This window comes from Treponema brennaborense DSM 12168, assembly GCF_000212415.1.
GTDB lineage: Bacteria > Spirochaetota > Spirochaetia > Treponematales > Treponemataceae > Treponema_F > Treponema_F brennaborense.
Genome location: NC_015500.1, coordinates 2329955 through 2352704, shown reverse-complemented (window position 1 = coordinate 2352704; position 22750 = coordinate 2329955). Strand labels below are relative to the sequence as shown.

At 42.7% G+C, this 22750-nt stretch carries 15 protein-coding genes; all 15 read left to right on the top strand.

All coding sequences use genetic code 11. From position 1 onward, the window contains the following. Positions 1 to 2 precede the first annotated feature (2 nt). Positions 3 to 953, top strand: coding sequence for an NADase-type glycan-binding domain-containing protein (locus TREBR_RS10245; protein WP_156786653.1), 951 nt, complete (start codon positions 3 to 5; stop codon positions 951 to 953). 181 nt (positions 954 to 1134) lie between these two features. Further along, the gene (locus TREBR_RS10240) at positions 1135 to 1458 is read left to right on the top strand and encodes a hypothetical protein (RefSeq protein WP_013759103.1); all 324 of its coding nucleotides are present in this window, start codon (positions 1135 to 1137) and stop codon (positions 1456 to 1458) included. 5 nt (positions 1459 to 1463) lie between these two features. Next, entirely contained in the window at positions 1464 to 2747 is a 1284-nt protein-coding gene (locus TREBR_RS10235) for an SH3 domain-containing protein (RefSeq protein ID WP_013759102.1), read from the top strand. 514 nt (positions 2748 to 3261) lie between these two features. Then, complete coding sequence (locus TREBR_RS10230) at positions 3262 to 6609, top strand: autotransporter outer membrane beta-barrel domain-containing protein (protein ID WP_041610417.1); 3348 nt, start codon at positions 3262 to 3264, stop codon at positions 6607 to 6609. Next, on the top strand, positions 6599 to 7291 hold the full coding sequence (locus TREBR_RS10225; RefSeq protein ID WP_013759100.1) for an SH3 domain-containing protein: 693 nt from the start codon (positions 6599 to 6601) through the stop codon (positions 7289 to 7291). Before TREBR_RS10230 ends, TREBR_RS10225 begins: the two co-directional genes overlap by 11 nt. A gap of 375 nt (positions 7292 to 7666) precedes the next feature. Beyond that, positions 7667 to 10108, top strand: a complete 2442-nt coding sequence (locus TREBR_RS10220) for a M23 family metallopeptidase (protein ID WP_169310639.1) — start codon at positions 7667 to 7669, stop codon at positions 10106 to 10108. A gap of 1 nt (position 10109) precedes the next feature. Then, a complete protein-coding gene (locus TREBR_RS10215) occupies positions 10110 to 11027 on the top strand; it encodes an SH3 domain-containing protein (protein WP_013759098.1) in 918 nt (305 codons plus the stop codon). A gap of 327 nt (positions 11028 to 11354) precedes the next feature. Further along, positions 11355 to 12596, top strand: coding sequence for an IS256 family transposase (locus tag TREBR_RS10210; RefSeq protein ID WP_013758161.1), 1242 nt, complete (start codon positions 11355 to 11357; stop codon positions 12594 to 12596). A gap of 62 nt (positions 12597 to 12658) precedes the next feature. After that, complete coding sequence (locus tag TREBR_RS14805) at positions 12659 to 13045, top strand: NADase-type glycan-binding domain-containing protein (RefSeq protein WP_425358336.1); 387 nt, start codon at positions 12659 to 12661, stop codon at positions 13043 to 13045. A 386-nt stretch (positions 13046 to 13431) separates the two neighbouring features. Continuing rightward, the gene (locus tag TREBR_RS13810; protein WP_013759097.1) at positions 13432 to 14331 is read left to right on the top strand and encodes an Rpn family recombination-promoting nuclease/putative transposase; all 900 of its coding nucleotides are present in this window, start codon (positions 13432 to 13434) and stop codon (positions 14329 to 14331) included. A 745-nt stretch (positions 14332 to 15076) separates the two neighbouring features. Then, complete coding sequence (locus TREBR_RS10195; RefSeq protein ID WP_013759096.1) at positions 15077 to 16354, top strand: HipA domain-containing protein; 1278 nt, start codon at positions 15077 to 15079, stop codon at positions 16352 to 16354. Between the two features lie 633 nt (positions 16355 to 16987). Then, the gene (locus TREBR_RS10190) at positions 16988 to 17662 is read left to right on the top strand and encodes a hypothetical protein (RefSeq protein WP_013759095.1); all 675 of its coding nucleotides are present in this window, start codon (positions 16988 to 16990) and stop codon (positions 17660 to 17662) included. 289 nt (positions 17663 to 17951) lie between these two features. Then, entirely contained in the window at positions 17952 to 18461 is a 510-nt protein-coding gene (locus TREBR_RS10185) for a ribosome assembly cofactor RimP (RefSeq protein WP_013759094.1), read from the top strand. Positions 18462 to 18474: 13 nt separating this feature from the next. Further along, positions 18475 to 19926: a transcription termination factor NusA gene (nusA, locus tag TREBR_RS10180; protein ID WP_013759093.1), complete on the top strand. Its 1452-nt coding sequence runs from the start codon at positions 18475 to 18477 to the stop codon at positions 19924 to 19926. 8 nt (positions 19927 to 19934) lie between these two features. After that, entirely contained in the window at positions 19935 to 22748 is a 2814-nt protein-coding gene (gene infB / locus TREBR_RS10175; protein ID WP_013759092.1) for a translation initiation factor IF-2, read from the top strand. The last annotated feature ends 2 nt before the right edge of the window (positions 22749 to 22750 follow it).

Below are 22750 nucleotides of genomic sequence, written 5' to 3'. Positions count from 1 at the left end.
TTATGAAGAAAAGAATTTTACTTTCTTTTATGTTATTATTAATTTCATTTTTTATAGTTTCAGAAGAATTACAAACTTTTACCAGTAAAACATTTAGAGTGTTTAACATAGAAAATGGACATCGAATTGAATGGTATTATGGTGGTACCCATTCTGTTGTCATATCAAAAAATAATATTGATACACTTCAAAACGGTTGGCAACAGTGTAATGTAGTTTTGCCTTTGTTTATTAAATATGACGACAGTTCTGTTATTGATAAACCTTATACTATACAAGGTGGTAATTATTTTTGTTTGTTTGATTCTTCTATAGATGTGTCTACTGCAAAGTTTTCTAAAATTCCAGGGGAAAGTTTTTTGTCTCAAATACGAAATACAATTGAGGTTGTTAAAACCTATTCATATGAAGAATTAATAAAAGAGGTTTCAAAACCTACTGATGCAGTAGGTGCTCAATTGTTTTTAGAAAATTTTGATATTAAAAATATTAAGGCATCGTCATATTTAATAGAAAAAACAAAATCAGGATTAATAGAGTATAAACCAGAAATACTAAATTGTTTATTTATTGATGGAGCACATCCTACTTGGATTAGGCATAATCCATGGGTAGCCGGTAAAGTAAATAATTCTTCAGGAATCGGTGAATACTTAACAATAGAATTTACAGAACCAAAAGATAATCTAGTAGTATTAAATGGGTATGTAGATTTATTTAAAAGATATTTATATAAAGCAAACAACAGAGTAAAAACAGCAGTAATAACATCATTAGATGAAAATAATCCTTTTGAATTTGAATATACCTTTGAAGATTATGTACACTTTGCAGAAATCAATTTTCCAAGTGCAGTAGATAGAGTCAAATTTACAATAAAAGAAGTATATAAAGGTGAAAAATGGGATGACACCTGTATAACAGCAGTCATTACTAAATATGAGAATGAGTAGTAGGTTGGGTCTACGGTAAATATCTGGATATAGAAAACTGATGTTCGGTATATCAAAACCGGTTGCCGGCCGTAGGTTTATTTATTTCCCAGGTGATTCATGGTAGTGAAGCAGCTATGGAAACAGCAGACAGTGTATGACCCGACTTATTTTTATAATATATATAAGAAGGAGATGATTTATGAATAAACTCATTATAACGAAGATATTCCTTATACTGCTCGTTGGAACTCTTTGTCTAAGTTGCACAAAGAAAAAACCAGATGAAAATATTGTTATAAAGAACGATACAGAAATAGAATCACTAGAAAGCTTAATTAACAATAATCAATTTGGATATCAAAAATATAAAAACATGGAATTAATCGGAAATAGAATTCGAGTTCCATATAAAATAAAGTATGATCATTTTACGACAGGTGGTTTTATGAATAATATTTTATACAATCCTGGTTGGGCTACTGGTAATCAAAGTTACACGCCGATCTTTATTAATAAGAGGTAGAAAAAATGAAACGTAATCTTTTTTTTGTGATATTTATTTTTATTCAAGTGTTATGTTTTGGTTATGATATTAAAACGATTGATGGGAGTTGTTGGGCTGCTGAGGATATATATAAATATCTTATGGAAAACAAACACAAACAACTAGGTAGATATGCCTGGAGCCTAAGATTTGATATTTCAAATGGAATTTTTCAAAATATAGAGACTAGAGCCTGGAAAATTGACGAATATTTGATAAAATCAAATAACACAATTGAAATAACAATCTCAGTTGAAGGGAAAGAAACAGGTTGGTATAGGGTAATAGATTGTATATTCCTTGATGAAGATACTATGTATTTAATGGGTGATTTAGATGGTACAGGTATTGTATATGGTAAGGAAAATCTCTATTATCGCCTCTCAGGCCCCGCAAAAATACCACAAAATTATGCTCTCCTTAACGATACACGAGTACGACTTAGAACTAAGCCAAATTTACAAAGTGATACATGGGGATTTCTTAATACTGGTGATAAAGTGAGAATAAAAGACAAAACTGCTGACAAACAAAAAATAGCCAACATGAACGACTATTGGTATAAAGTTGAAACGGACGGTTATCCTGACGGCTGGATTTATGGAGCCTTTTTGGATATAAAATATGATGCAGTTGAACAAGCCATAGATGGTCTAACAATCGAAAGTGAAATGCAAAAAGTAGAAATATCAAAAATAAAACTATTGTATAACAAAAATTATGAAAAAGAAATAAATGATGATTTTCAGGAAATTCGTACAATAACATCTGATTATTTTAGTGAAATAATGAAAGAAAAAGAAATAGAAGAAAAGATCATTTATGAGAATGAAGCAAATCTATTAGCAATAATAAACAAAGAAATGGGAAATGTTTCTATATATAATTTATCGTTTAGTGGAATCTTTATTCAAAAAATAAAAAACAAATATGATATTATTTATGATATTTATTTTTATCAGCAGAATGCATTATTAACACGGGGACTGCAAAGAAAAACGGAGGACGGTGTAATTTCTGATTTTAAAGGTAATCTATTTTACCATGAAAAAAATAAAATCGAGGTTGTTGGAAATGAGTTTTTGCTACCAGAAATAAGAATTGGAATGGATAAACAAGATATATTTAATGTATTAGGTAAAGCAGATAAAGTAAATTCTGATATTGTTTCTTATACAGTAAAAGATGGGTTATTTACATTTGTATGTAACTTTACTTTTGAAGATAATAAATTAATGAAAATTATATGTACTTTTACATCTAGATAAAGGAGATTTCATAACTTAAAAGTAACAAAAGATATTGAGTAATTGTTAACTAATTCTGGTTTGAGGAGAGAAAAACTAATGCAGATTCATTGAGTAGTGGTGGTTATATCGGGGGAGTTTTGGTTGTCAGATTTGGTATACAACAACCTATTCACAATTAACTTCTCCGGGGAACACTGTGTTTTTTAGCATAGCATCCGCGTTAGGGGGTGAAAGGGTGCGAAGCATAGAATGCGGGAAAGCCGCATTCTACGGAGCGCGAGAGCGCGAAGCCCTGAAACACCCGGCAGGAAAAAGGCAGGCAGCTCACGGCATGTGACGATATAATTAAAGTTGTCGTTCGGATTAAAGAAGACCGTGAAAAAGAAAGAAATAGGCCTTTTTTCTGCAACGCCCCAAAAAAGAAAGAAGAAAAATGTTGATCGATTGACGAAATAAATGTTAGAACAGGCGAGTTTAGAAACCGAGCGCAGAGAGGCTTCTAAACTCGGTAAGCAAGACGGCGAAAGCCGGATTGCGACTTGAGGCAGCAGGAAAGAGCGAAATAAACGTAGAGAAAACGATAGAAGAAACGCTGAAACAAACGAAAGAAATAGGAAAAATGAAAAAGAGGGAAATAGACATAAAAAAATACACAGGAGAACTGCTTGAAGGAACGAAACTGGCAGAACTGATGAAATATGCGGGAGACATAGAAGGAAGAGGAAAAAATGCGGGAAACGTGGTGAAAAGAGGAGTAGAGAGAAAAGAAACAGCCAGTGAAGAATACGTAAAAGCGAAACAGGTAGTGGAAGGAATTCGGGAAGAACTGGAAGAAAGCGCCGGAAGACTTGCAGCGCAGCAGGCAAGAAAAATGCTTGAAAAGACAAGAGAATCGTACGGAGAAAGACTGGAAGATGAAAACCGAGGAATGGAAGAATGGGAAGAAACGCTGGCGCTGAACAACGGCTACCGAGTGGACGGAGAAATCCGGAGAGAAGCGATAGTAGGAGCAGTACTGTTCAAAGCGGTAAGGGAAAACCAGAGAATGCACCGATATGAATACTATGAAACGGCCCTGCCGGAAATGAATGAAAGACTGAGAGACGAAACGATTGAGAAAGCGGAAGGAATACAAGTACTGCTGATAATAGAGCAAGCACAGAAACAGATGAAAGAATGGGCAGAGAGGATATTCGGAAAAGAAGAAGAGGGAAAAGTAAAAGAGTGGAAAATACCGAGAGAAGTAGGAGAGGGAAAGAACAAAGAAGAATACGGAAAAGCGGAACAGAAGAACGAGGAGAAACTGAAAAGACTGGAAGAACTGAAGAACAAAGAGTATGATAAATTGAGTGAAAAAGAGAGAGAAGAATATCAGAAGATAAGCGAAAGCCTTGTAACGGTGAGAGACGGAGAACTGGGAGAACATATAGGATACGCAGCGCAGCTAAAAAGCGGAGAAAACCTTGATTTGAGCAAAAGCAAGGAAAGCAACGTAGAAGCAAAAGGGCGAGGACAGATGAGCTATATAATGCTGGACTTTCAATGGAATAGTATGAAAGCGCGGCAGGGAATGGCAGAACTGGGAAAACCCGGATACGACAAAAGACTGTGGGATGACAGCGACTCCTGGCTGAAAGCGCCGACACTGAGAGAAGTAACGGAGATAGCGCTGGAAGTAGTTGGAAGCGCGACCGGCCAGCAGTGGTGGCTGGGATATGTAGACGACGCATTGTTTGCAGGAATGGACTTGGGAGGAGGATATAAAACAGTAGAGCAGATAGGAAACGAACTGGGAAAGAAAGCACTGACACAAGCGGTAAACAGGGGAGTAGGAAACGTAACGAAGTGGGCGGGGAACGCCGCAGGAGCCGCGTTATCGAAGAGCGGCAAGGCAGCGAACATATTTGCCCAGGCGGGAATAAGTGCCGCAGGCTCTTACGCGGGAAGTGTGGCGAACAATTATGTGAACGCGCTGGACTTGAGTAAGCTTGGAACGAAGGAATGGATGAACTGGGAAGCGGGCAACGCCGGATGGACGAGTGCAGGCAGTGTGTCAGGAGCATTGAGTGCCGGAATAAGAAGCGGAATGGGAGGAATAAACCTGCGTGACGGAAACGGAATAACGTTAAACGGCAACACCTTTAATACCCAATGTATAGCAGCGCTGAACGGATTGGCCGGAGGAGTGGCGAGCAGTGCGGTAAGTTTTGCGATGACAGGAAACGCGACGTTCAACTTGGCGAGTGTAAAAGGAGTAGGTTTATTTGAACTGAGCGTTGGAAAAAACGGAGTAAGCAGTAAAATAGGTATGGGAGGCATGAACGTAAGCGTTCAAAATCTGATGAGTGCAGCCGGAGGAGCAAAAGAAGCATCGAAGGTAAGCTCCTGGAAATACGGAAAGATAGAAACAGCAAGCACATTGAATAGTATAAACATGTTGGGCTATACAAAAGATATAGTAAATCAAAATCTTGCAAATGATATATGGAAAGAAAAACTTAATGTATCTTATGGTAACACAGAAGGGTATGGAGAATACGAAATAGGTAGTGATACGGTAACGATAAGTGACACTTTATTGGGAGGAGGAAAAGACGGAAGTGCCAAACTTGGCACTGTATTAAGCCATGAAGGAACTCATTATTATGGAAACCGAGTAGAAGGAGTAGCTCATTTACAAGGACTTGTAACATATACGGCTATAAACAGTCTTTTTGGTCTTTCTCCGGACAATAAAATTGTAGAGGAGATGGCCTACTCCGTAGGTAATATTGATAACTGGGTGGAGAATACGGGAGATACGGATTACTGGAAGATGACCCATGGCGGACAATTAGTTAATGATGGTCAAGGCTGGTTGAAAGACGAAAACGGTAAATATGTGTCAGTAGATGGTTCACGACATGATAAACCACGGGATGACACATTAGGCGGAAACGGAGTTGAAACAGGATTATTGAATATAATCAATAATACAAGTGGAAAAGCGTATGCAGCATTTACAGATGAAGAAATCTTGGTTGCACAAGGACTAATGACGGGTGTAGACATGAAACCTTTAAATCCAAATGCAAACTTTAGAGATTTTAAATGGTCGACAGCAAAAGGCGGCCAAAAGATAGAGATGCTTAATTTTATGGTTGCCTCTGGATTAAATGTATCTGATGTAATATTTAATACATATTATAACAATACAGTGGATAGTCAATTGGCACAAGCATGGGGAGTCGATTTAGGTTTTACTCGTGATCATGAAGTTCCATCAATATTGGCAGAAAAATACAGTAATCTTGTAACTCAGCATATAATAGATTTAAAGACCCCAGCTGGGCTAGAAAACAAATATAAGTTTTCAGTATATGGAAAAGATGGAGTGGGTACAAAATTATTCAACATAGATGAAAATAATCCATTTTTAGATAACTTATTAAAACAGGGAGATGCAGGGTTAAATTCAGTAATAAATAATTGGGGCTGTAATTTTATGACAACAATAGCTTATCCACAATTATTGACTGGTAATATTTTTGATACAGGAACTATTACAGATATTTGGAATCAAGCAACGACTAGTAGCTTTATAACTCATGATACAAAAGAATTAAAGTATTATGTTAATTCAAATAATGCATTAGTAAATCAACCAGATTCTTTGTCTTCTTTGGTTCTTAAACAAATAGGATATTCAAATCTAGGAATTTCTATAGGACGAAGTTCTTGGTGGGACAATGTAAATGGAGAAGTAATTGGAAATAGAATTCGAGTTCCTTATAAACCTGATCATTTTACTTTAGGTAGTGTTAATAATTCTATCCTATATAATCCTGCTTGGAGTACAGGAAAACCTACTGCTATTGAGGTATTATTATATGGTAAATAAGAAATTATTGTTTTGTGTTTTTCAAGTTTTGTCGAGTATTTATATGTTTTCAAATCCAGTATTGGATGGCACTTGGATAGATTCATTGAGCTATATTTGGCACTTAAAATCTCCTGAGAAAAATGAAAATTTACTATATGAAGATTATTCATGGGGAAAAGCAAAAAACGAACCAAATACAACAATGGATATTGATATAGCCAATAATATGATTTCCGATGCCACTTTGTGGGGATTTTCAATTAGAAATATCGAATACAAAGGTAAAAGTAAAATTATATTGAATGTTTCAAGATATGTTGAAGCTATAAATAATTATTGGGATTTAGAGTTAATCATACATTTTATCGATGATGATACTTTTTGGATTGAAAATGAGTGGTTAGAAAATAATTGGGATAGTTTTGCAGGTCCAAATATATTACGTCATCGTATCTCAGGACCTGCAAAAATCCCGCTTCAAAACGCAATTCTCAGCGATAGTCGAGTGCGGATTAGGACAAAGCCGAATTTACAAAGCGATACATGGGGATTCCTGAATAAAGGTGATAGAGTCGAAATCAAAGACAAATCTGACGAACCTTTTGAAATTAACGGAGAAAAATGGTACTGGTATAAAGTTGACGCCGAGGGTTACCCTGACGGCTGGGTCTACGGTAAATATCTGGATATAGAAAACTGATACTGGGAACACTGTGTTTTTTAGCATAGCATCCGCGTTAGGGGGTGGAAGGGTGCAAAGCATAGAATGCGGAAAAGCCGCATTCTACGGAGCGCGAGAGCGCGAAGCCCTGGAACACCCGGCAGGAAAAAGGCAGGCAGCTCACGGCATGTGACGATATAATTAAAGTTGTCGTTCGGATTAAAGAAGACCGTGAAAAAATAGGCCTTTTTTCTGCAACGCCCAAAAAAAAAAGAAGAAAAATATTGATCGATTGACGAAATAAATGTTAGAACGGGCGAGTTTAGAAACCGAGCGCAGAGAGGCTTCTAAACTCGGTAAGCAAGACGGCGAAAGCCGGATTGCGACTGGAACAGTATGAAAGCGCGGCAGGGAATGGCAGAACTGGGAAAACCCGGATACGACAAAAGACTGTGGGATGACAGCGGCTCCTGGCTGAAAGCGCCGACACTGAGAGAAGTAACGGAGATAGCGCTGGAAGTAGTGGGAAGCGCGACCGGCCAGCAGTGGTGGCTGGGATATGTAGACGACGCATTGTTTGCAGGAATGGACTTGGGAGGAGGATATAAAACAGTAGAGCAGATAGGAAACGAACTGGGAAAGAAAGCACTGACACAAGCGGTGAACAGGGGAGTAGGAAGCGTGACGAAGTGGGCAGGGAATGCCGCGGGAACCGCGTTATCGAAGAGCGGCAAGGCAGCGAACATATTTGCCCAAGTGGGAATAAGTGCCGCAGGCTCTTACGCGGGAAGTGTGGCGAACAATTATGTGAACGCGCTGGACTTGAGTAAGCTTGGAACGAAGGAATGGATGGATTGGGAAGCGGGCAACGCCGGATGGACGAGTGCAGGCAGTGTGTCAGGAGCATTGAGTGCCGGAATAAGAAGCGGAATGGGAAGCGCCTTTGGCACAATGGGAGCCGCAACAAATAAGTTCTATGGAGGAGCCATGAACCTTGCCACATCAGCTGCCACACAAGCGGCAACATATGGAACGTACTTGGCATTTAATGGCGGAAACTTTGGAGCAGCCTACGAAGCCATGGGAGGTATCACCTTGAACGTGGCGAACCTAGGCAGTATGATAGACATGGCAGGAACAGGAATAGCCCGAAATAACGGCCTGGGACAAAGTAGATTAGGAAGCATAGCACAAAAGCTAAGTAATACGGGGTTACTGGAAGTAAACATCGGAAGTAATGGTGTAACAGGCCGTATAGGAATGGGCGGGATAGATGTAGGAGGAAACTTGTATAACCTTGCCAAACGCATGACAGACAAAGCATCTCTTGAAGCATATAAAGCAGAATATGGAGATGCAAAAGGAAACGCCGCATACAACGCCTATGTATACGGAGACTGGACACAAGAGAACACGGCCGCACGTTTAGCATCAGAAATAGATCAACTAGTTTTTAGTGATGGTTCAGGTAAATCAGAAGGTTGGAACGCACAAACAACCAGTAACGGAAGCGGCGGCCGTACCATAGAAATGCTCAACAGCGGAAACGACTATAACAACGCAATAACATTAGGCCATGAAGCATACCGAGACGGTGTCATAGGAAATAATCAGAAAGCCGAAACCTTAGCTGCAACCTTTGGACACACAGGAATGGCAGTAAGAATGCTGCAAGATGGAGCAAATGTTGGGGTAACAGAGAATTTAGCGAAAGACATAAACGCATACCTCGGTGGCAATATGGACGACTTTCTAAAGTATGTAGATGGGAATTATGATAGCAGTGCAGATTATTGGAAAGTTCTAGCTAATGGAAATATTGTTTTTGATGGAAAGAAAGACCTGTATGATGAAAAAGGGGAGCTTTTAAAGAAGTATGAGGGAACCGGCGGATATACAGACTCATTATCTCAAATGCTTGGCATAAGTACAGTCGAAGCAAATAAATTAATGATTGCAGCAGGTTATGATCATTACAAAGATGGTGCTTTTTATAGTGAAAATAAAATTAGTGCTCTGTTAAATGAAGATATGCAAATAAAGACAACTGATTTATTCAAAGCTTCATATGAATTTCAATTAAAATATGCAGATCAAGTAATGACAACCTATGGCGGAAGTATGGATTCTGCAGTAGCAGCATATCATAATGATGTATTAATGAATGATATTTTTGGCGGAAATATGCTATCAAACTCGATAGTCGCATCAACAATGATGGGAGGTTTATATGAGTTTGCTGAAAGCTATGATAATGTTATTGCAACATATGGAAGTGTTGAAAAGAATGCAACTTATGAAAGTAAAGATGCAAAATCGGCAGTAAGTGCCATTGCAGAAAGTATAAGATCTGGTAATTACTCAAATGATAATTCTGTCTATCGAGCTTTTGATTCTACAGGAATCTTAAATCCTGTAAATTCTCCAAACACAGCAATTTCAACATATGCTTATTATGAAGATGGAACAAACCATGGCTGGGGTGACCCTCGTGGTTTTGCAGTTGATATAAAAAGTTATGGAGTAGAAGGTCTTCCTGTTTTAACTAATGTTGCAGGTTATTTATTATCAAATTCTATTAACTCTAATGTTCCATTGAATTTAAATACAGGAAATGAAATTAGATTATTTGGTAATAATAGCACTATTATCTACGGACACTTACAGAGTAACGCAAGTTCAACTACTGCATTGATGGAATTGTTACAGAAAACTACAAATGCAAATTTATGGCGTGCTTATATACCTTCTGGAACACAGATAGGTAATTTAGGAAATACAGGTCACTCAACTGGGCCTCATTTACATTGGGAGTATAGAACAGGTTACCAATACTGGAACAACAGGAGTAATTAGTATGAAGATGAAAATTAGCTTAATTATATTTTGTTTATTGACTGTATTTATTAATGGTGAAAGTATTTGGGAAAATGCAACAATTATTGAAGAAATTTTTAATGTAAATCACTTTACAAAGAGTAGAGTTGTGTTTGATTTTACACCGCCAAATTCAAGAGGTTTAGTAGCTTCTGTAGTTCTCGATTCTAGAGGGTTTGCAGAACTTATTTATGAAAGTTCTGGTTATTATATTAATTTAAGTGATATAAAAATTGAAGATAGTTATTTTACAATTTCTTTTATAAAAATATGGAGAGGAGCAGAAGAAACAAACATTGGTGATAGACGAAAACTGTATAAATATGTTGTAACTGTTACAAAAGATGATATAACTGATAAAAATGCTTGGTTAATACAAATTCCAAACGTCACACCAGTATTAAAAATAGAAGATTCCTATAATTCTGTAATAAAAGGTGATACATTTACTGTAAAAAAAACTACTTCAGTAATGGAAACAACATCTGAAACATCAAAAGCATTATTTGTTTTAGAACCAACACAGTCATTTGATATTATAGATGCAGTAGAAGACTCAAATGTAGGCAATTATTTTTGGCTGAAAATAAAATATGATGACATTGTAGGATATATTCCATTAGACTCATTATCTGACAATTGGGTAGTCCTAGAAAACAATCTCACAAAAACGGTTAGTACAAATGGAACTATTAACGACAGCCGAGTGCGAGTACGTTCAGAACCAAACTTAAAGTGTGAAACACTTGATTATGTAAACAAAGGGGACTCTGTAAAAATTCTGGACCGAAGTACCGACAAACAGCAAATAGGCGATATGAACGATTACTGGTACAATGTAGAATTGCAAAACGGCACAAAAGGCTGGGTCTACGGAGCCTATATTGATTCGTTGTAGCACACTCCCTTCATTTTCAACAACAATTAGATTTATTTAAGTACTGGGGAATATACAATGGATATGAGTTTAACATAAAACTAGAGGGGAAAGTAAGGCCATGAAAAAAATTGTTGGAATAGTATTCGCTTTAACGATTACAGGTGTAACTTTTTGTCAAGAAATCAATTGGTTCCCATATTCCTTTGAAAAGTCTTTCAACGGATGTTGCTGGTTTTGAGAGTTATACTCAAAAGTTGTGGATGAGTTAAATTAAAAATAGAAAAAGAGACTGAGATTTGTTAAAGTTTAATGACCAAACCAAACAAAAACAAAGGACAGTCTCTTATGGAAAATATTTTACAGTGGAATTTGGAAAAAAGCACTACAGCAAGTGCAGATTTTTTTGAAAATCTTGTCCGGGAATCGGCAAGAAAGATGCTCGCGGCGGCATTGGAAAGCGAAGTTGACCAGTTCATCCAGAAACATCAGCATAAGCTGGATGCAGACGGACATAGGACGGTGGTCAGAAACGGCTATATGCCGGAACGTGAAATTCAGGCGACATGCGGAACAATCAAAGTCCGCCAGCCTCGCATTGACGACCGTGCTCTTCCTGGTCCAGAGCGTTTTACAAGTGCGATTCTTCCCAGGTTCATGCGGAAAACACCGACACTTGAGAACGTGATTCCAACGCTGTACCTGAAAGGAATCTCCACAAACAAGTTTCAGGATGCGCTAACGGCGATTTTCGGAGAAGGCGCGAAAGGCTTTTCTCCGGCAACAATAACAAGACTCAAGGAGGTCTGGCGGAAAGAATATAACGAATGGGCACACAGAAGGCTTGACGGAAAAGAATACGTATATGTGTGGGCTGACGGTGTCTACTGCAATGCCCGGCTTGATGACCAGAAACTCTGTCTCCTTGTAATAATTGGAGTTACAGTAGACGGAAAGAAGGAGCTTGTGGCAGTTCATCAGGGAGTGCGTGAAAGTGAGGAATCCTGGCTTGAGGTTCTGCGCGACTTGAAATTCCGCGGACTTACGGCAGCTCCAAAACTTGCAATATGTGACGGAGCGCTTGGATTTCAAAATGCAGTGGATAAAGTCTGGGGTCAGATGAAAATCCAGCGATGCTGGTTTCACAAGACGGGCAATGTGCTGGACAAAATGCCGGACTGCGTTCAGCCGGCGGCTAAAAAGAAACTTCAGGATATTTTTCTTGCAGACACAAAACAGCACGCACAGGATGCCTATCGGCATTTCATTGATACGTATGAGCTGAAATATCCGAAAGCAACGGAGTGCCTTGCAAAAGATTACGATGACCTGTTCAGGTTCTATGATTATCCGGCAGAGCACTGGGTTCATATCAGGACTTCAAACCCGATTGAATCGATGTTCGCAACGGTAAGGCTAAGGCACAGGTCAACTAAAGGAAATGGTTCTGCGGATGCCACGCTCGCAATGGTGTTTAAGCTCTGCAAGGAAGCTGAAAAGAACTGGAGACGGCTCAAAGGTTTTGAAAAGCTCCAGCTGGTCAAAGAAGATAAAACTTTTGTAGATGGAATCTTACAGATTGCAGCCTAAACAAATCCCAGGATTTTTCATCCACAACATTTGACAATTTCTCTGGTTTTGAAAATGAATATATTATTATTTTTCTTTCACCGGGGAATTGCATAATTACACAAGTTTTTGATAATAATAAAAAGGTTGAATTCAAATATAAATCTGATGAAATACAAATATTAAATGGATTTGTAGATTTTAGACGGATGAATCTATATCTTGATAATAGTAGAGTGAAAAGAGTACTAATAGAATCGGAAAATCCGAAGTTTTCAAAAGAATATAATTTAGAAGATATTGTAAAATATAATGTTATACAATTACCGGAAAAGACTGATAAAATTCGTATAACCATAAAAGATGTATATCCTGGGCGGAAATGGGATGATACATGTATTTCATCAATTTTAATTACAAACCCTGATTTACCACCACGAGAAAAACAACTTGAAGAAAATATGACATAAAAAAATAGGCAAAGATGAAGCTTATTGGTATAAAGTAGAAACGGACGTACACTGAAGCCAAGATAGAAGGGCTTCTAGGCTATACAATGCAGTTGTCTTTATTCAAAATATCTGATTTTCAAAAAAAACTTGCTTGATGCAGCAAATTCACTTCATTTTCTCCCATAATATATATGCCGAGTGAACGGTACCGATTATCGGAAATCGCAGCTATTTGCTGAGCCGCGGCCGGCGCTTTCGGCCAACGTTGCCCGGTTGCCGGATACGCGGCCAGTCGCTGAGCCGAGCCGCCGTCTTTGGCCAACGTTGCCCGGTTGCCAGAACTGCTGCCACCCACCGGCGGCAACCGGCACCGTCCGCTCGGAGCGTCATATACAGGAGAGACCATGAACGCAGATTTTCCCCGCTGGGAAGACGTTACCATCACCAACGACTTCTTCTTCGCCTATTCGATGCTTCACGACACCGAACTGTGCCGTCTCCTTCTGCGCACCCTGCTCAAGCTGGACGCAAAAGAAATCACCTACGTCAACACGCAGGAAACGCTCGCCGCCGCACCCGGCTCCAAAAGCGTCCGCCTCGACGTGCTGCTCGAAACCACCGGTGAAATCGTCAACGTCGAAATGCAGACGACCTCCGAGCCGAACCTGTTCAAACGGATCCGCTATTACCAAAGCTCCATCGACATCGGCACCGCACAGCGTGGCGTTGATTACGACGACCTGAAAAAGCTGTACGTTCTGTTCATCTGCACGAAGGATCCGTTTGGCGAAGGGCTGCCGCGCTACACGCTCAGAACCGTCTGCGACGAGCACACTGCGCTCGACGTCCGGGACGAACGGTTTGCCGTCGTTTACAATGCCTCAGCGTATGAAAACGAGCTTGATTCTGAAACGGCGGCCATGTTACACTACATAGCGGAAGGCGGAACGGACACGGAGACGGCGAAGAGCTTTGCCGAGCGGGTGTTCAAGCTGAAAACCGACGGTGCCGCCAAGGGGGTGTTCATGAAGTACGAGATAGAAATCAAACGCATCCGTAAGGAAGGCTTTGCCGAGGGCCTTACAGAAGGCGAATCCCTCGGTTTTGCAGCGGGCGAATCGAGCGGTATGGCTAAGGGCGAAATACGCGGCATGGAAAAAGGCAGAATCAGCGGTATTGCGGAAGAAAAATACGCTACGGCCGGCAATCTCCTGTCTATGGGCGTACTTACGCCGGAGCAGATTGCTGCCGCGACGGAACTCCCGTTGGAAACCGTGCAGGAGCTCGCTTGCCGGGAAGAATAAAAACCGGCGGTCTGCATAATCCGAGCGCCTCAGTATAATCAGTATAATTATAAATTATTCCTTTAACTTGTATTAAGGTGCAATGCAATCTGTTGAACAGAATGTCAATTATGTGAACCTGATTGAAAAAGGCCAGCGATTGCCATCTTTTATGAAATATTTGTAATCCTTTCAATCTCCTTGATTGACGAGTAATTAAAATACAGTTTCTTAATTACATTTTCAGCTTGTTCCATAAATTGGTAAAACTCTGCCTTCTGAATGACAATAAGATAAGTTCTTCAAAAACAAACGGGGCGGTTTTTCTTAGATATGAAAAAAGCCAGCCGTTGTTATCATTTCTGATTGAGTTGATATTCTTATAAATTCTTTTTCTGCCTTTTTCCAGCCAGCAAAAACAATTGATTTGAGAATTGCTTTGTATGTGTATTTTCCGTTAAGTATAAACATAGTTTTTTCTAAGATTTGTATCGCAATATTTTGAAAGAGGATATTTATCTTTTAAAATTCTGTGCTATTGCGGCCAGAACTGCGGTCTGAACCTTGCCTACAGGGAGAGTGATTTTATGTCCTGCAAGAAGCGTCTCATAAGGAGTCAGATTCATTCCGATCTTGATGACAAGCGGCGTTTATTCGATTAGATGTAATATCTATGAAAATAGTGTATAATGGATATGTGTATTTTTAATCTAGTGGATTGTACTGAATATTCCCGCACCGGGCAGAACAAAGGAGGTTATGTGATATGACTTTCATGAAGCTGGAGGATATTACAGTCCTGAAATTTGATTTGAATGAGAAACACTATGAAATTCTCCGACCGGATTTATTGCCGCTTACTCTGCGCGGCAGCCTGGTTGATACGACAAGGACTGTAAAAGCAGATATGTCCAGTATATGGTTCAACAACCAGGAGCTGATTTCGACATTCTTCTATAACAGAAGCCTGAGCGTCAAAAGAGAGAATGCGAAGTACATCATGAACCAGCTTCATATTAGGCAGAACAATGATTTTGAGAGCCGGTACAAGGCCATGATGCTGTGCAAAGCGCTTTCTGTTGCAGACAATTACTGGATAACTGATTCAGAGACGGAAAGCTGGGCTGATGTGAATTTACAGGACAATCCTCTGCACGAGACGCTTCAGCAGATTGCGCTTTTCGGAAAGTCCCTGCCAATTACAGGAAAAATCAGGAGTCCTGAGGTAACCGGTCAGGGAGCCTATGCGAAGGCCTGGTATAGGGAGAACGGGAGCCTGTATCTGTATAAGGCCGATTCGCCCGGCGGAAACGAATGTCGCAGGGAAGTTCTTGCAAGTGACATTCTGGACTGTTTCAATGTTCCCCACGTCAAATACACACTCGGAAAGAAAGAGGACAGAGTTGTATGCGCTTGTCAGAATATGAATTTTGACAATACGAGCATCGTGGACTCCATCGAGCTTGACATCTGGGCTTCTCGGAACGGTAAGGACTTTTTCTCCGAGGCGAAGAGAATCGACAGTGAGATGTTCTATAAGACAATCGTTGCGGATTATCTGATTGCGAACAGCGACAGGCATGGCGGCAACTGGGGCTTCTATATGAACAACCAGATGGGCAGCCTTGTCTGCATGCACCCGCTTTTCGACCATAACAATGCCTTTGACGAGGCCTTTATGAAAGATCCGGACGGCGGCATATGCCAGCTGCTTCCTGGAAAAACCCAGAGAGAAGCCGCTTTGTATGCCATAAGCCGCTGTGATTTCAGGTGCATAAAGCCGGTTTCAAGGAAGCTGTTCTTCGATGAGAAGATGTATATTACGTTCATGGCGAGAGCCTGCGAGCTTGGATTGTATAAACAGCAGCGGCTGTCCGTATTTGACAGGATGTTCTCATCAGGAAAGGAGGCGTATGTTCCCGTTGAGATAAAAGAGGATAATACTGTCGACTTCTGGAGTAAGGCAAAGTTCCTGTTGCAGAGAAGAAACAATCCTGCGCATGGATGCGAGAACGGAATGCCAGAAAATCAAAGCACAAATTGATGAAACAGAAGGAAAAGCGGATGTTGAAAATACTCGGCGGCAGGAAACACTCGGCTGATGATAATTTCGGAAGGTTATAGTCGTTCTTTATGTTTCTGTTCTGATGTTCCGTGGTTTTCAGTAAAAGTAGCAACAGCCGCAAGGACTGCAATCGTGTCAACCATAAAACCTCAGTATTCAGCGCCGCTTGGCGCTCATCTTTTTAAGTCTTGTCAAAAGCCTGTTCCAGTCCTTTGGTTTCCGAATCGTATTTAAATTTCACCTTATGGAATAACCAATAGACAAGATAAAGGAAATTGTGTATTCCTGTTCCAGATTCTTGTATTACAATAACTTGTAATTGTGTAACTTCCTGCTGTCACCTACACAAACAGTACACAATGGTATCTTGATTTATTGCTGATGTTTCCTACCGTATTGAATCACGTAAAAATCTAACCGAAGTCATGTGTCTGTGCGCTCTTTACGCTCATATCCGATGATGCGGCGGACAACGCTGTCGTTTTCCTGTTTCACGAAACAGCTGTCGTTCTTCCTGTACGGACGTGTGAACGTGATGTCGTGTTCCTCGCTCCATCCCAGCAGTGCACTGCGTATTTTTGAATTTTATTGCAAAATGATTTAGTTCATGATATGATTATACACAGTAACATAAGGCATATGAGGAGGTATCAGTATGCAGAAAAAAAGTATCATTTTAATGATGGTAACTTTTTGTATTGGAAGTGCAGTGTTTGCAAGCGGAAACATGGAATTCACCGGGGGGGGGCGTTTCAAACTGCAAAACTTGAAGGGTATTTGAACGGAAGCGTTCCTGCAACTATAGATCTTACGTTCAGCGGACCGTCTGTGGGATTCGGAGCGTATGAGTTTAACGGTAACAGCCGGGTGACGTTCGGTGGTTTTATGAATTTGTCGTTTCCGATGAAATTCAAAACTGAAGTAAAAACGGATTACGGCAAAGAATCTGGCGAAGGTAATATCAAAGATGGCTTTGATTCTTATATCATTTTTGATGCGCTTATCGGTCCGGTTATCAAAGTCTTTTCTACCGATCGTGTGGAAATCTTACTTACTCCCGGAGGGCATTTCAGATATGACCGCTTCAAGGTTATAGGAAAATCTTCAGGTGGTGATTTGTATCTCGGTTTTGGCGCGAATGCGGGAATTAATGTCTATTTCACTAAATCGCTGTACGCAGCAGGAAAATTTACGTTTGCGTATGATTTTTTCCTGACAGGCATCGACGATACTATCAAAAACGGCATGACGATATTGCCGGCACTGGGCCTTGGCTATAAATTTTGATGTATCTGAAAACGTGAGTTACTGATAATTTTATTTGGAACGGTGGTAATCCTAATTGTGATTGGCATTACCATCGTTTTTTTACATCTGCAGTTGCAGCGCGCGCCATGTGAGTCTCATTTTATTCTTTCTATTTACTTCTGATAAAGCCAATGCGCTGTATTGACAGTTTTTATTCAATCAAGTATACTTTATACGAACAATAATTATATCCTTAGTGTCGGGAGTCGTTCAAACGGCTCTTTTTTTGTACGCGGGCAGTATTCGGCCTACTGCTCATGGAGATTGTGTGGATTATATTTCTCTTGATACGATACCTCATTATACAGAATGCAGCCCGCTCGTTGCAGGCTTAGGTTATGTGTTAGTGGAATTGCGTGTGATACCGCAGCACGGTGTGATTCGTGTGCTGGCGGTTATTTCCCATCCTGCCGGAGAAAATTCCATCGCCTTGATAGGAATAAATGATTGCGCGAAAGTGCATCGCGCGTTGCTGCCCCGTCTTGAAGTTGTGCTTAATTCCCAGGACATTTATATGGAAGTAACTTCTCCGGGAATGGAACGGGTCATAAAAAACGCGGCAGAATTCGCCCTGTTTACGGGGCATTTAGTCCGGGTGTGGGACAGCGAAGTAACTGATTGGATTGCCGGAAAGATCGTCGTATCCGACACGGAATCTGTAACATTGGAGATGATACGTACGGAACTCGTAAAAGGCGCGGAACCCTCGATTGGTGCGCCGGAATCGAAGCGAATCCCGTACGGCCGTATAGCGAAAGCAAAATTATTACAAATGTAGGGGGAGGCTTGATATGTCCTCACAAATGGCAGATGCGATCCGCCAATTGACGCAAGATAAAGGAATCTCGGAAGACGCTATTCTTCAAACTATTGAAAACACGCTGAAAGCGGCATATAAACGCAAGTTCGGTACGAGCGATAACGCAGTGGTAAAATTCAGCGATGATTTGTCGGACGTTGCGATTTATTCGCGCAAAGTGATCGTCGACGGTGTGTACGATCCGGTTACGGAAATTGAACTTGACGAAGCGCTCGAATTGAGTCCCGAGTGCGAAGTAGGCGATGAAATAGATATTCTGGTTGATCCTAAGGAATTCGACCGGTCCGCCGTTCAGACGGGAAAACAGACCGCGCATCAGTCTCTTTCTGAAATTCAAAAAGACAGTCTGTTTGCCGAATATAAGGATAAAGTCGGAGAAATTATTATCGGTTATTATCAGCGCGAGCGCAACGGAAGTATTTACGTCGATTTGGGAAAAATCGAAGGCGTTCTGCCCGCAAAAAATCAGTCTCCGCGCGAAACGTATCATAAAAACGACCGCATCAAAGCGCTGATTACCGACGTAAAAAAAACGAATTCCGGTTTACAGCTGGTGTTGTCCCGTACCGATCCCGATTTTGTCAGAGCGGTTGTGGAGCTTGAAGTTCCCGAAATATACGATAAAACGGTTGAAATCCATAAAATCGTGCGTGAACCCGGCTATCGTACGAAGATTGCCGTATTCTCTCACCGAGAAGATATCGATCCGGTCGGCGCGTGCGTCGGCTTAAAAGGTGTCCGTATTCAGGCCGTTATCCGTGAGCTTGAAGGTGAAAAAATCGATATTCTGAAATACGATCCCGATCCCCGCGAATTCATTAAAAACGCGCTTTCTCCGGCGGAAGTGCTGGACGTGGTGATTCTCGACGAATCGAAGCGTCAGGCTTTGGCGGTCGTTCCCGAAGAGCAATTTTCACTGGCTATCGGCAAGCAGGGCTTGAACGTCCGGCTGGCAAACCGGCTGGCGGACTGGAGTATCGACGTCAAAACCGAAGCTCAGTATGAAGAGTTCGATTCCGTTGTGGCCGAGTCTCGCAAAGCTGTCGAACAGCTCTTTTCCGATATTCCCGAAACGATTGCATCCGTTGCCGAATTGCCCGGAGTTGACGAACAAGTCGCGGCAGTGCTGAAAGAAAACGGCATAGAAGATATAGAACAGTTCATGCAGTCTGTCGAAAGCGGTGCCATTCGGCAGATTGAAGGACTTTCCGATACCGATATTACCGCAGTTCAATCGTTGATTAACGATACGGTTGAATTTGTGGAAGACCCTGCTCCGGTTGCCGCGGAATCCGCTGCGGAGCAGATTGAAGAAGACGAAGAATATGTGTGCCCCGAATGCGGTGCAAAAATAACGATTGATATGACGACGTGTCCCAGTTGCGGTATCGGTCTGAGCTTTGAAGTAGAGGACGAAGAATAGGATAGCATATGGCGGATGAAGTAGAAAATAAACCCAAATTTATATTGAACAAGCAGAAAAGCGACCCGCAGCCGTCAGGAGCTTCACCGAATCCTTCGGCAGAACCGGCAAAGGTAGTAGTGCACAAGCAGTCTGCCGTCGATGCCGATAAAGCTCCTGAAAAGAAAAAAGTCGTCGTCGTCAAGAAGAAGGTCGTCGTAACGGCCGCTCCTGCCGCTGCGGCTAAGGGTGACGGTCCGAAACCTGCTGTGAAACCGATTCCTTCCTCCGCCCCGGCGGCGGCTCCCGCAGCTGCCCGTCCCGGTTCGGATTCCGTCCGCAAGGATAAACCCGCCCCTCAGGGACAGGATGCCGCGCCTCGCGCAGAGCAAAAGCCGCGGCAGAATGCGCCTTTTGAATTGAGTCCTTCCCGGCCTAACGTAAAAGCGGGAAATCTTTCGGATAAACCGCGGAATAATAATTACCGCGGCGGCAGAGACGGCGGCGGCTACGGTCAGCGCCGTGAAGGCGGCTTTACCGGTGCACAGGCACGTGAAGGGTATCAGAACCGCGGACAAGGCGGCTATAACCGCGGCCCCGGTCAGGGAAATCCGGGCGGACAAGGCGGTTATAATCGCGGCCCCGGTCAGGGTGCTCAAGGCGGACCGGGCGGCTACAATCGCGGTCCCGGCCAAGGCGGACCGGGCGGCTACAATCGCGGTCCCGGCCAAGGCGGACAAGGCGGCTACAACCGCGGTCCCGGCCAAGGCGGACCGGGCGGCTACAGTCGCGGCCCCGGCCAAGGCGGACCGGGCGGTTACAATCGCGGCCCGGGCGGCTATAACCGCGGTCCCGGACAGGGCGGTCGGCCCGGATTCGGCGGCGCGCCTTCTACTCCTATTGAAGAAGCCAAAAAAGTTCCCGCTAAGAAAACGTTTAAGGCTAAAAAGCCGGTGTATTCGCGCAGGGACAGAGAAGAGGAATTCCGCGATAAACTGTTCGGACAGAAGAAAAAGCAGTCGACGATGGCGAATCCCGTTCCCCAGTCCATCGAGATTATGGAAACGGTCTCCGTTTCGGACCTCGCAAAAAAAATGAACCTGAAAGCGTCGGATATCATCGCGAAGCTGATGTCTATGGGCATGATGGTTTCGATTACGCAGTCCATCGACGCCGATACGGCGACGCTCGTTGCCTCCGAATACGGATGCGACGTGCATATCGTCAGTTTGTACGACGAGACGGTCATTGAAAGCGATACCGGGTCGGATGCCGGCGAACAGCCGCGGCCGCCGGTCGTAACGATCATGGGACACGTCGACCACGGAAAGACTAAAACGCTGGACGCCATTCGCAGCGCACACGTTGCGGAAGGCGAATTCGGCGGCATCACGCAGCACATCGGCGCGTATATGGTCGAAACGGCGAAGGGACGCATTACGTTCCTCGATACGCCCGGTCACGAAGCGTTCACGATGATGCGTGCGCGCGGTGCCAAAATTACCGACATCGTCGTGCTGGTCGTTGCGGCCGACGACGGCGTCATGCCGCAGACGGTTGAAGCCATCAATCACGCGAAAGACGCGAAAGTACCGATCATCGTTGCGGTGAACAAAATAGACAAACCGGAAGCGAATCCCGACCGCGTCAAGACGCAGTTGTCCGATCTCGGTCTGATTCCCGAAGATTGGGGCGGAGATACGCAGTTCGTCCATATCAGTGCGCTTAAAAAAGAAGGACTGGACAATCTGCTCGACGCGATCCTGCTGCAGGCCGAAGTACTCGAACTGCAGGCTACGCGGGATTGCCGTGCCGAAGGTAAAATTGTCGAATCGCGCGTCGATCACGGCCGCGGCGTCGTGTCGACCGTGATTATCGAACGCGGCACGCTCAGAACCGGCGATCCGTTCGTCGCGGGTATTTATTCGGGACGCGTCCGCGCGATATTCAACGACGTCGGACAGAAAATCGACGAAGCGACGCCGAGTATGCCGGTTGAAATTCTGGGTATGGAGTCTATGCCGAACGCAGGGGATCCGTTCCAGGTAACCGACACGGAAAAGACGGCCCGTTCGATTTCAGCAAAACGTCAGGAGCTGAAACGCTTTGAAGACGCCAAGAGCGTTAAAAAGGTTACGCTCGACAACTTGTACGATACGATCGACGCCGGCGAGGTCATGGAACTGAAAGTCATTATCAAGGCCGACGTTCAAGGCTCCGCGGAAGCGCTTAAATCTTCACTCGAAAAACTTTCGACGAAAGATATCCGGCTCGTGGTCATCCATTCGTCCGCCGGCGCCATCAACGAAAGCGACGTTATGCTCGCAGCGGCGGATTCCAACGCGATTATCGTGGGATTCAACGTCCGCCCGACTCCGAAGGCGAAACTTATTGCCGATCAGGAAAAGGTAGACATCCGCAAATATAACGTTATCTATAAAGCGGTTGAAGAAATTACGCTTGCAATGGAAGGAATGCTGAAACCCGACGTTAAGGAAGAAGTGATCGGTACCGTTGAAGTGCGCGACACGTTCCGCGTTCCCAAAATCGGAACGATCGCCGGTTCGTACGTTCTGCAGGGAACGGTTAAACGGACGAGCAGCGTGAACGTTATCCGTGAAGGTATCGTCGTGTATACCGGAAAGATTTCTTCTTTGAAACGTTTTAAGGACGATGTGAAGGAAGTCGCCGCCGGATACGAATGCGGTATCGGCGTAGACAGCTGGCACGATATACAAGTCGGCGATCAGTTTGAAGTATTTGAATTCGTTGAGGTCGCGCGTAAACTCGGCGATCCGATTTCAAACGCAAAAACGGCGGCCGATTCCGGTGCGGGAGAATAAGC